Annotated in this window: 11 protein-coding genes; 3 read left to right on the top strand and 8 right to left on the bottom strand. The window is 34.4% G+C overall.

Annotation, left to right across the window (positions count from 1 at the left end; translation table 11 throughout):
• Positions 1-110 precede the first annotated feature (110 nt).
• Positions 111-1346 (bottom strand): ABC transporter permease, encoded by a 1236-nt coding sequence (locus tag ABS768_RS07310; protein ID WP_408074296.1) that lies wholly within the window; start codon positions 1344-1346, stop codon positions 111-113.
• Positions 1347-1351: 5 nt separating this feature from the next.
• Between ABS768_RS07310 and ABS768_RS07305 the strand changes: the two genes are divergently transcribed.
• Positions 1352-2596: an exo-beta-N-acetylmuramidase NamZ family protein gene (locus ABS768_RS07305; protein ID WP_408074295.1), complete on the top strand. Its 1245-nt coding sequence runs from the start codon at positions 1352-1354 to the stop codon at positions 2594-2596.
• Positions 2597-2690: 94 nt separating this feature from the next.
• Positions 2691-2897 carry a hypothetical protein gene (locus ABS768_RS07300; RefSeq protein WP_035133838.1) on the top strand — a complete coding sequence of 69 codons (207 nt, stop codon included), beginning with the start codon at positions 2691-2693 and terminating at the stop codon, positions 2895-2897.
• Between the two features lie 263 nt (positions 2898-3160).
• Here ABS768_RS07300 and ABS768_RS07295 read toward each other — a convergent pair whose 3' ends face one another.
• Positions 3161-3652, bottom strand: a complete 492-nt coding sequence (locus ABS768_RS07295; RefSeq protein ID WP_408074294.1) for a YkgJ family cysteine cluster protein — start codon at positions 3650-3652, stop codon at positions 3161-3163.
• Between the two features lie 41 nt (positions 3653-3693).
• Between ABS768_RS07295 and ABS768_RS07290 the strand changes: the two genes are divergently transcribed.
• Positions 3694-4401, top strand: coding sequence for a class I SAM-dependent methyltransferase (locus ABS768_RS07290; protein ID WP_408074293.1), 708 nt, complete (start codon positions 3694-3696; stop codon positions 4399-4401).
• Between the two features lie 14 nt (positions 4402-4415).
• Here ABS768_RS07290 and ABS768_RS07285 read toward each other — a convergent pair whose 3' ends face one another.
• The 6 genes from ABS768_RS07285 to ABS768_RS07260 form a co-directional block, all read right to left on the bottom strand.
• Entirely contained in the window at positions 4416-4841 is a 426-nt protein-coding gene (locus tag ABS768_RS07285) for a DUF2059 domain-containing protein (RefSeq protein ID WP_408074292.1), read from the bottom strand.
• 6 nt (positions 4842-4847) lie between these two features.
• Positions 4848-5264, bottom strand: coding sequence for a DUF2059 domain-containing protein (locus ABS768_RS07280; RefSeq protein WP_408074291.1), 417 nt, complete (start codon positions 5262-5264; stop codon positions 4848-4850).
• Positions 5265-5350: 86 nt separating this feature from the next.
• Positions 5351-5755, bottom strand: a complete 405-nt coding sequence (locus ABS768_RS07275; RefSeq protein WP_408074290.1) for a DUF2059 domain-containing protein — start codon at positions 5753-5755, stop codon at positions 5351-5353.
• A gap of 24 nt (positions 5756-5779) precedes the next feature.
• Entirely contained in the window at positions 5780-6412 is a 633-nt protein-coding gene (locus ABS768_RS07270; protein ID WP_408074289.1) for a 7-carboxy-7-deazaguanine synthase QueE, read from the bottom strand.
• Between the two features lie 108 nt (positions 6413-6520).
• On the bottom strand, positions 6521-8215 hold the full coding sequence (locus ABS768_RS07265) for a tetratricopeptide repeat protein (RefSeq protein ID WP_408074288.1): 1695 nt from the start codon (positions 8213-8215) through the stop codon (positions 6521-6523).
• A 45-nt stretch (positions 8216-8260) separates the two neighbouring features.
• On the bottom strand, positions 8261-9202 hold the full coding sequence (locus ABS768_RS07260) for a PstS family phosphate ABC transporter substrate-binding protein (RefSeq protein WP_408074287.1): 942 nt from the start codon (positions 9200-9202) through the stop codon (positions 8261-8263).
• Between the last annotated feature and the right edge of the window lie 153 nt (positions 9203-9355).

Below are 9355 nucleotides of genomic sequence, written 5' to 3'. Positions count from 1 at the left end.
ACTTCCGCAAACTTTTAATGCCTTTTTTTTAATCTTTTTTTAACCTTATTTCATAACTTACTGAAAAAGTGACTTTTAAAACATATATAGATTATTAATTTTTCAATCTATTATTCGTAACGAAGTACTTTTACGGGGGAAATTTTAGTTATTATATAGGACGGTACTAATAATAAAAGTAAACAAATTAGTATTGTTCCTATGTTTACCGCTAAAATAAACGGCACATTTATACTAACCGGTGCTACTGTTACATAATAATTTTCGGGTGGTAGCTTAATTATTCCGAAATATTTCTGAATTAAAAGCAAACCTATACTTATTACATTACCCCAAATAAGCCCTTTTACTACAAGAAAAGCCGCATTATATAAAAATATTTTCCTGATTGACCAGTTTGGCGCCCCCACAGCTTTAAGCATTCCCACCATTTGAGTACGCTCCAGTATAAGTACTAACAAAGCCACTATCATATTAATGGTAGAAACCACTATCATAATTGTTATTATAAGAAGAATATTAAAGTCGAACAACTTTAACCATTCAAATATATTGATATACTTATTTTCTATGGTACGACTATCAAGTGTAGGCGGTATCGCCGAATATATCTCATCCCCCTTTTCCTCTATTTTATCAAAGTCATCAATAAAAACTTCAAAAGAGCCTACCTGATCTTTCTTCCATTTATTAATACGCTGTACATGTCTTATATCTCCTATTACTATTGAGGCATCAAATTCCTGAAATCCCGAATTATAAATCCCTACCAGTTCAAAAACCCTAAGGTTAGGCATACTGTTTCCGTCTTCTTTCATAAAATAGGTACTAAACCTATCGCCCACTTTAAGCTCAAGTCGGTTAGCCATATATTCTGAAAGTATAACTTCTTCATTAAGCTTCTCCTTCAGGTTAGGAATCCTCCCCTCCTTTAAGTACTCTTCCAGGTTATCCCATTTATAATCCTGACCTACTCCTTTAAATATAATCCCTTCAAAAGCTTTTTCTGTCCTTATAATACCGGCCTTAGAAGCTACGGCCTGAACATGATTAATTCCCTGTACGGTTTTAAACTCCGGATAGAAGTCCTGATTAATACTGATAGGCTCTACGCTGACTTCCGACTGGTTATCGTCAAAGTTGGATATAATTATGTGTCCGTTAAAAGCAGATATCTTTTCACGTATCTTATCCTGCAGCCCTACACCCGTAGCTATAGATACCACCATCATTATAATACCAATAGCTATAGCTATAATTGCTATTTTTATTATTGGTGCCGAAATACTACTTTTATGGTCTTTTGAAGTAATCAGCCTTTTGGCTATAAAATATTCTAAATTCAATTTGTATGGTATCTTTTTCTTTGCTCAAAAATACATTTTTATTCTCATTTATACTGATTGGGTCATGCGGAAATTCGGTTTCGGTACAAAAAGCAAAACCTGAAGCCCACAAGGAACAGGCAGAGATAACTTATCGTGAGAATCAATTGGTCACCGAAATAAAAACCGGAGCAGAAAACTATTCGGCATACTTACCTTTAATTAAAGGAAAAAATGTTGGTATTGTAACCAATCAGACAGGGACCATAATTAATAATGGAGAAACAGGTCATGTTGTTGATTTTTTACTCGAAAAGAAAGTAGCCCTAAAAAAAATATACGCTCCTGAACATGGTTTTCGGGGTACTGCTGATGCAGGCGAACATATTAAGGACGGAAAAGATACCCAAACAGGGCTACCTATTATATCACTTTACGGAAACAATAAGAAACCTAAAACGGAACAACTTGCGGGAATAGACATTATGCTTTTTGACCTGCAAGATGTAGGTGCCCGTTTTTACACCTATATATCTACACTACATTATGTAATGGAGGCTTGCGCCGAAAACAATATACAGTTAATAGTATTAGACAGACCCAACCCTAATGGCAGTATTGTTGACGGACCTGTTTTGGAAAAAGAATATACCAGTTTTGTTGGTATGCACCCTATACCTGTATTACACGGAATGACTATTGGTGAGTACGGGCAAATGATTAATGGTGAAAAATGGCTAAACAACGGTACTCAATGTAAGCTTACCGTAATACCTTGTTTAAATTACAACAGAGATATGGAATATCATTTACCGGTAAAGCCATCGCCTAACCTTCCAAATGATCAATCGATAAGTTTATATCCCAGTCTTTGTTTTTTTGAAGGCACAAATGTAAGCGTGGGCCGTGGTACAAATAGACAGTTCCAGGTATATGGTTCTCCTTTCCTGCCAAAAACAAGCTTCAGTTTTACTCCGGCTCCAAACGAAGGCGCTAAAGACCCAATGTATAATGGTAAAGTTTGTTTTGGCGAAGATTTAACCAATGTAGAAAAACCGAAACAACTGGAATTAAAATGGCTTATTGAGTCTTACAGTAAAACTGAAGACAAATCAAAATTCTTTATTTCTTTTTTCACTAAACTGGCAGGCACCAAAAAACTTCAGGAGCAAATTGAGAATGGTATAAGTGAAACCGAAATAAGAAAGAGCTGGGAAAAGGGACTTAACAGCTTTAAACAAACAAGAAAAAAATATCTTATATATAAGTAAGTAACAGGTAATTCTTAATGTTTTTACAAAGTAGTTTTACTTCCTATTATTGTTTTGTAACTTTATTCTAAGTATTAACCTAAAAAAATAAGCCATGAATATAGCAGAAACAATAGACAATGTAATACAATACATCGTAGGGATGATTGATAAAGCAAAAGGTTACATAAATGAGGTAATTGAGTTTTTTACCATGTTAAAGGAAAACATAGATGCCTTACTTGAATATATAGATGAAAAAATACAGCACATTCAGGATATTATAAGCGAAATTAAATATCACGAAGAAGTTGCCGCTTAATACAACAAAAGCCCTCCTATTTACCGGAGGGCTTTTTTATTTTTTCTGTTTTTAATAGATTTTATAATTTTTACTATCAGCCATACTATTGCGTGTAGTATTGCAAAAATTATAAACAGTAACAGTGACACACTTAATACTTCAAACATTTTGGCGGTCCAGCCTGCATCAATCAAATCACTATTTATAAACAACAATGATAATGATATAAAGAAAGCGAGTACGTATAGTAATAAAAGTCTTTGAGGTGTTTTCATACTTAATTAAACGATTTTCTTTTTCATTTCTTCTACAATATTATAAGCCGCCGGGCAAATAGCAACATTTTTAAGGGTAAGATTTGCAATTTGCTGAAACTTTTTTCTATCGGTATGCGGAAATTCCCTGCAAGCTTTAGGCCTTACATCATATATCATACAATAATTCTCAGTATCCAGGAAAGTACAGGGTACACTTTGCAACACATAATCGTTATCTTCATCTATCCTTAAATACTTTTCTATAAATTGCTGAGGCTTCATTTTAAAGTGCTTTGCAATTCTTTCAATATCGGCTGTTGTAAATAATGGCCCTGTAGTTTTACAGCAATTTGCACAAGTAAGGCAATCTGTCCTTTCAAACTCCCTGTCATGCAAATCCTGCATAATGTAATCAAGATTTTTTGGAGCTTTCTTTTTCAGCTTATCAAAAAACTTTTTGTTCTCGTTATGCTTATCTTTGGCAAGTTTTGGTAGCTGTTGTAAAAATTTCTCCATCACACAAATCATATTATAGTAAGCAGCAAAAGTATAAAAAAATGAAAGACCTTTTCGGCAAAGCAATACTGGATTATCAAACCAACAATTCTCCCGAGGATATTATTACGGAAACATCAATATCTGAAGAAGATGAAATGAGCGTTGCCTATTTGTTTAGGAACTATAAGCAAATGCCAAAAACTGAACAAAAGGCACTTTCGTTATGTAAAGGCCGCGTACTCGATGTAGGTTGCGGTGCCGGAAGTCATAGCTTATACCTGCAAAACGAAAAGAAACTTGATGTTACGGCTATAGACATATCGGAAAATGCCGTTGAAGCCTGCAAACTTAGGGGTATAAAAGTTTGTCGTACTATTAATGTACTAGATCTTGACAATGAAAAGTATGACACGATAATTCTTTTAATGAACGGAACCGGAATTTTCGGTAAACTGAAAAATATAACTCAGTATCTTGAGAAACTAAAATCACTAATTAACCCCGGAGGACAAATACTGATTGATTCATCTGACATTATTTATATGTTTGATGAAGATGAGGATGGAGGTAAATGGATCCCCACAGATACGGATTATTATGGAGAACTTACTTTCACTATAACCTATAAAGGTGAGAAAGAAGAACAGTTTGACTGGCTTTACATTGATTATAACACAATGCAAAATGCAGCTCATGCCAATGGCCTGAACTGCGAACTTATTTTAGAAGGGGAACATTTTGATTATTTAGCAAAACTCAGCTTATAGTAAATCATTACTCCTTATTCTTCAACCTTATATTTACCAACTTTAACATAATACTGTAAATCGCCCGTTTTTTCATAAAAAAGACTTTTAGCCTCATCATATGCGGCAATATAACTTTTGTTTTCAGCCGAAAACTTTTTACCCAAAGGTGAATTATAAAACTTAATTATCTCTTTTATTTCTTCATGAGTATACTTTTCTAAAAAGTGTTTTTCCACTTCCTGATTATATACCACAAGTAAAGAATCCAGTTTTTTAGTGAATTCTGCTTCATTTTCAGGACTAACAGAAAGTATCTTGTCCTCACGGGTGTGTTCTGTTTGCTCAGTGACACCCATTAATTTAATTAACTCGTTTACATCCTTTTTAAAGCTATCATCCTGAGCCTTTACAGATAAAACTGCTAATAACAATAATGCTGTATAAAATATTTTTTTCATGATGTACTATTCTTCTTTTTTCTCCTTTTCTTTCTTTTTCATTTTATATATCTCCATTCCTAGAGGATATTCATCAGGGAAATCATTTTCAACAAGAAGCCTTTTATCTGATAAAAACTTCTTCCCTACAGGGGTTTCATAAAATGCCAAAAGCTGTTTAATTTCATCATGGGTATATTTATCTAAGTAGTATTTTTCAATATCACCTGTAAATTCAGATACTATTACATCATAATCTTTATTGAAATTCTCTTTTTCCTTAGCATTAAGCCTTACAGACAAAGCACGTCTCATAAGTGACATATCTTTAGTATCAACAGTAATTTCCACTAGCTTGCTAACATCTTCTTTAAAGGAAGCATCCTGGGCAGAAGTAAAAAGGAAAGAAAAAAGCAGTATACCGCTTAAAAATATTTTTTTCATTGGTAAGACGTTATTATTACAGGTGCAATATAAAAAAAGTCCGGTAGTTTTACCGGACTTTTCAATATGTATGTATTAATACAATATTATTGAGCGTATTTCATTATCATACTTTGAAGTGACATACTCCATTCCTGTATTGATTGTAACGAAGCTTCTGTAAGTGCTCCTGCTTTAGATGTCATTTTTTTACCTACAGGAGTTTCATAAAACTTAATAATTTCTTTTACTTCCTGATGTGTATAATTCTCAAGATAAAAATCTTCCATAGTTTTAAACACCGGCTTTAAAGACTCATCAAACTCTTTTAAGAACTCTTTTTGTTTATCGGCAGGTATCATACCTATTACCTGCTTTTTAGCAACTTCAATTTGTGAAGTTGATCCTGTCATCTCAATTAGTTTCTTAACATCATTTCTAAAAGCATCATCCTGTGCTGACACTAAGTTTGCTGTAAGAGCAAAAACGAAAATTAAAAGCAATTTTTTCATTGGTTATTATTTAGTTGTTATAAATTAAGGAATATTCAAATATTTATGTGTTTGTAAAGACACTCTCCATTTAGGATTATTCATTACATAGTCTACAATAAGCGGAGTCATTTCCTCTTTCTTACTCCATTCGGGTTGCAAAAATAAAATAGCATCCTTATTTACTTTGGCAGCCTGTTCTTCAGCAAAAATAAAATCGTGCTTATTATAAATTATGACCTTAAGTTCCTGAGCTTTGTTGTAAACTTCATCAACCGGAAGCTTTGTTTTTTTAGGAGAAAGGCATATCCAGTCCCATATTCCTGTTAGGGGATAAGCTCCGGAAGTTTCAATATGTATTTTTAATCCTTTTTCTTTTAAACCTGCCGTTAACGGCCCCATGTCCCAAGTTAGTGGTTCACCTCCGGTAATCACAATAGTCTTAGCATACTTGGCTGCATTATCCACTATAGCTTCAATTTGGGTTGGAGGGTGCAAATCAGCATTCCAGCTTTCTTTAACATCACACCAGTGACAACCAACATCACATCCGCCTACGCGAATAAAGTAGGCCGCAGTACCTGTATGGTATCCCTCTCCCTGAATGGTATAAAACTCCTCCATAAGCGGGAGCATTACCCCTTTCTCTACTGCTATTTGTATATCTTTCTTCAGCATTTTAATTCAAAATAGTTGGCAAAGATACGTATAAAAAAATGAGCGCAATAAAATCCATAAAAAAAGCCGACAGTTAACTGTCGGCTTTTCAATATTAAAAGCAGTAAATTACTTTAATCTTTCTAATTCGCCTTTAGCATATCCGTCGTTTGGATCAAGCTCTAAAACTTTATTATAGTACTCAATAGCTTTTTCTTTCTCTGTTACTGCATAGTAAGACGCAGCGTTAGAGTAAGCCTCGATAAGGTTCGCTTTTTGTTTTGCAACTTCAGCATCTCCTTTTTCTGTAACTATCCTTATGTATTCATTATAAGCCTCAGCCATTTTTTGGTATGACTCATCTGTTTTAATTCTTTGGTTAACTCTTGCTTTGTAAAGGAAAGCATCCTGAGCATCCGGAGAAAGTTTGATTACATAGTCAAGGGCAGCATCAGCTTTTTGAAGTTGCTCTGCATTTTGTTCCTGAGCTTCAGGCGACTTGTTTAAGTGATCAAAATAAATTGAGTAAGCCAGATAGAAGTTATCATAGAACAGGTTTCTGTTGTCTGGGTTTGTAGTAGCTACTTCAAACACTACTGAGGCAGGACCATATAATTTTTGTCCGAATAATTTTTTACCAATAGCGTTAAACTGGTTAGTAATCTCAATATCTTTTTCAGCAGAAGCTTTGATATCAGTAATTGCTTTATCAAATACAGCCTGATCAGTAATAATTGTATTACCCTGCTCGTCTTCACTGATAACAGAAGCCATTTCAGCTAAACCTAAGTATAGGTAATCTCTTGCAATAACACGTTTAGTATCTACCTGAGAAATAAAGTCGGTCATCGCTTTAATACTTTGCTCGTAGTTACCGTTTTCGTAAGCAGAATAAGCAAGGTAACGTAGAATTCTAGGGTTTACCTTGTCTAGCTGTTGCATTTTTTTAGCTTCCTCTTCAAGAGCTTTGTAATCACCGGCAAGTACAAGGAAGTCAGCATGTCTCATACGTGAGTTAAGAGAGTAATCAGTAAGCGTCATGTATTTTTCATAATACTCTAAAGCTTTCTTTACATTCTCATTATATTTTGCCTGGTCGTAAGCACCCCATAGGTAATATGTTTCTGCAAGTTCACGGTAAGCAGGACCATAGTTAGGATCTTTAGCTATCACTTTGTTAAATGCAGCAACCGCCTCCGGGAAAGCAGCTCTTGTATTTTTAGTGATTACGCCAAGTTGAACATCCGCTCTTAAAAGGTTTGAATCAAGAGAAGATGCTGTACGGTAAGCTCTGTAAGCCTCGTTATAGTTTTTATCTCCCACATAAGCATCACCTAAGCTAAGGTAAGCCTGCGCTGATTGTGAATCTTTTTCAATTGCCTGTTTTAATATAGCAATCGCTTTTTTATAATCAGGGTTGTCCGATTCGATATAAGCTCTACCAATATAAATAAGTTGCTCAACATCTTTTCTTCTTAACTCATCTTTAACCGCATTAAATTTAGCTTCTGCAGCCGATGCATTCCCTTTATTCAAATCAATTTGTCCAAGACCAATTGTGTTATATTCAGGATCGTGTTTTACCTTAACACCTTTATTAAAATACATAGCAGCAGAATCCTGCTCTGTTTGTTTAAGATATACGTCTCCTAAAAGAAAGTAGTTTCTACCCTCGTCAGAATCTGATGCAATTAAAGATTTTAAAATTGTTTTGGCCTTCTGATATTGTTCGGCATCAATCGCCTTCAAAGCCTGCTCTGCATCCTGCGCATTAGCTGTACCGAAAACCAATAATGACAAGCCAATGATTTTTAATTCTTTCATTTTAATTCTCCTTTTTAAATATATAATATTACTTTTCTTCTTTGTTTATAACTTTTTACGAACAGATATCTCTCTCGTTGGTATATCAATTGGCAAAAGACCGGACTTTAAAATTATCCTTTGTCCTTCACGCGCACTTATATATGTGTCAAAACCCATGCCTAAACCCTGGCGCCCCTGATAATTCACTACATAAAGTGTTCTTATTAAAGGGTAATCACCTGTGGCTATGTTACTTTGGTTAGGTTTATAATATTTTTCTTCACCCTTGTCAGTTTTAACATTGTCCACTGCTAAAACTGTAATTTCATTAATATATTGTGTAAGGTGTGGTGGTGCCTGTACAATCCAGTCAATACCTATAACCCCTATGGCACCATCGTTATCATGAACGTATTTTATTACGTCTTCATTTGTTTTAAAGGCATAAATACCTTCCTGTGGTAATTTATCAATTCCGGCTAGTTGCTTCATATATTCAAGCGTACTTGATCCCGGATTATCAAAAACTAAGCTTTTAATATTCCCTGTAGCTTTACCTTTCAGTATGTTTAAAACATCCTCAAGTTTAACTACAGTATCATTTCGTTTATTATTGGATAACAAAGCTATGGCATCTTTGGCAAACTCTGTTATTCTTGGTGTAATCTTTCTGTTAGTAAAGTGCTGTTCTTCCTCGGCAGTTAGTTTGCGGGACAAAACAGCAACCGAAATAGAATCCTGTAAAAGTGCATTTATAATTTCCTGTTGTGGCTTGTTTACCTGTGTAATTTCGGCTCGTGTGTAAACGCTATGAAAAACAGCAAGCACATCTTCAATAATAGGAGCCACTGTATTATCTGTAACCAAAGTGGCCTTACCAGAAGTAAGAGTCTCTTCAATTATCTCCTCACCGTTTTCATTTTTGTTTTTACAGGAATAAACAACTGATACCACAACTAATGCAGCAGCAAAAAAAACGAATGTGTATTTATTTATAATTTTCATTGAAGTACTTTTTTGGTTAACTATATTTTTGCCTTAGCCTTATAAAACGTATAGCTGAATACACTATAAGTACAACTCCTAAAGCCATCCTTTGGTTATACGATAACGGCAAAGGTAAAGTTTTCCAAAAAATTATCATAAGGCCTAAGCCCA

Origin of the sequence: Flavobacterium rhizophilum (assembly GCF_046000485.1) — a bacterium.
Taxonomy (GTDB): domain Bacteria; phylum Bacteroidota; class Bacteroidia; order Flavobacteriales; family Flavobacteriaceae; genus Flavobacterium; species Flavobacterium rhizophilum.
The sequence above is the reverse complement of the archived record's forward strand: the minus strand, read 5'-3'. Positions and strand labels throughout refer to the sequence as shown.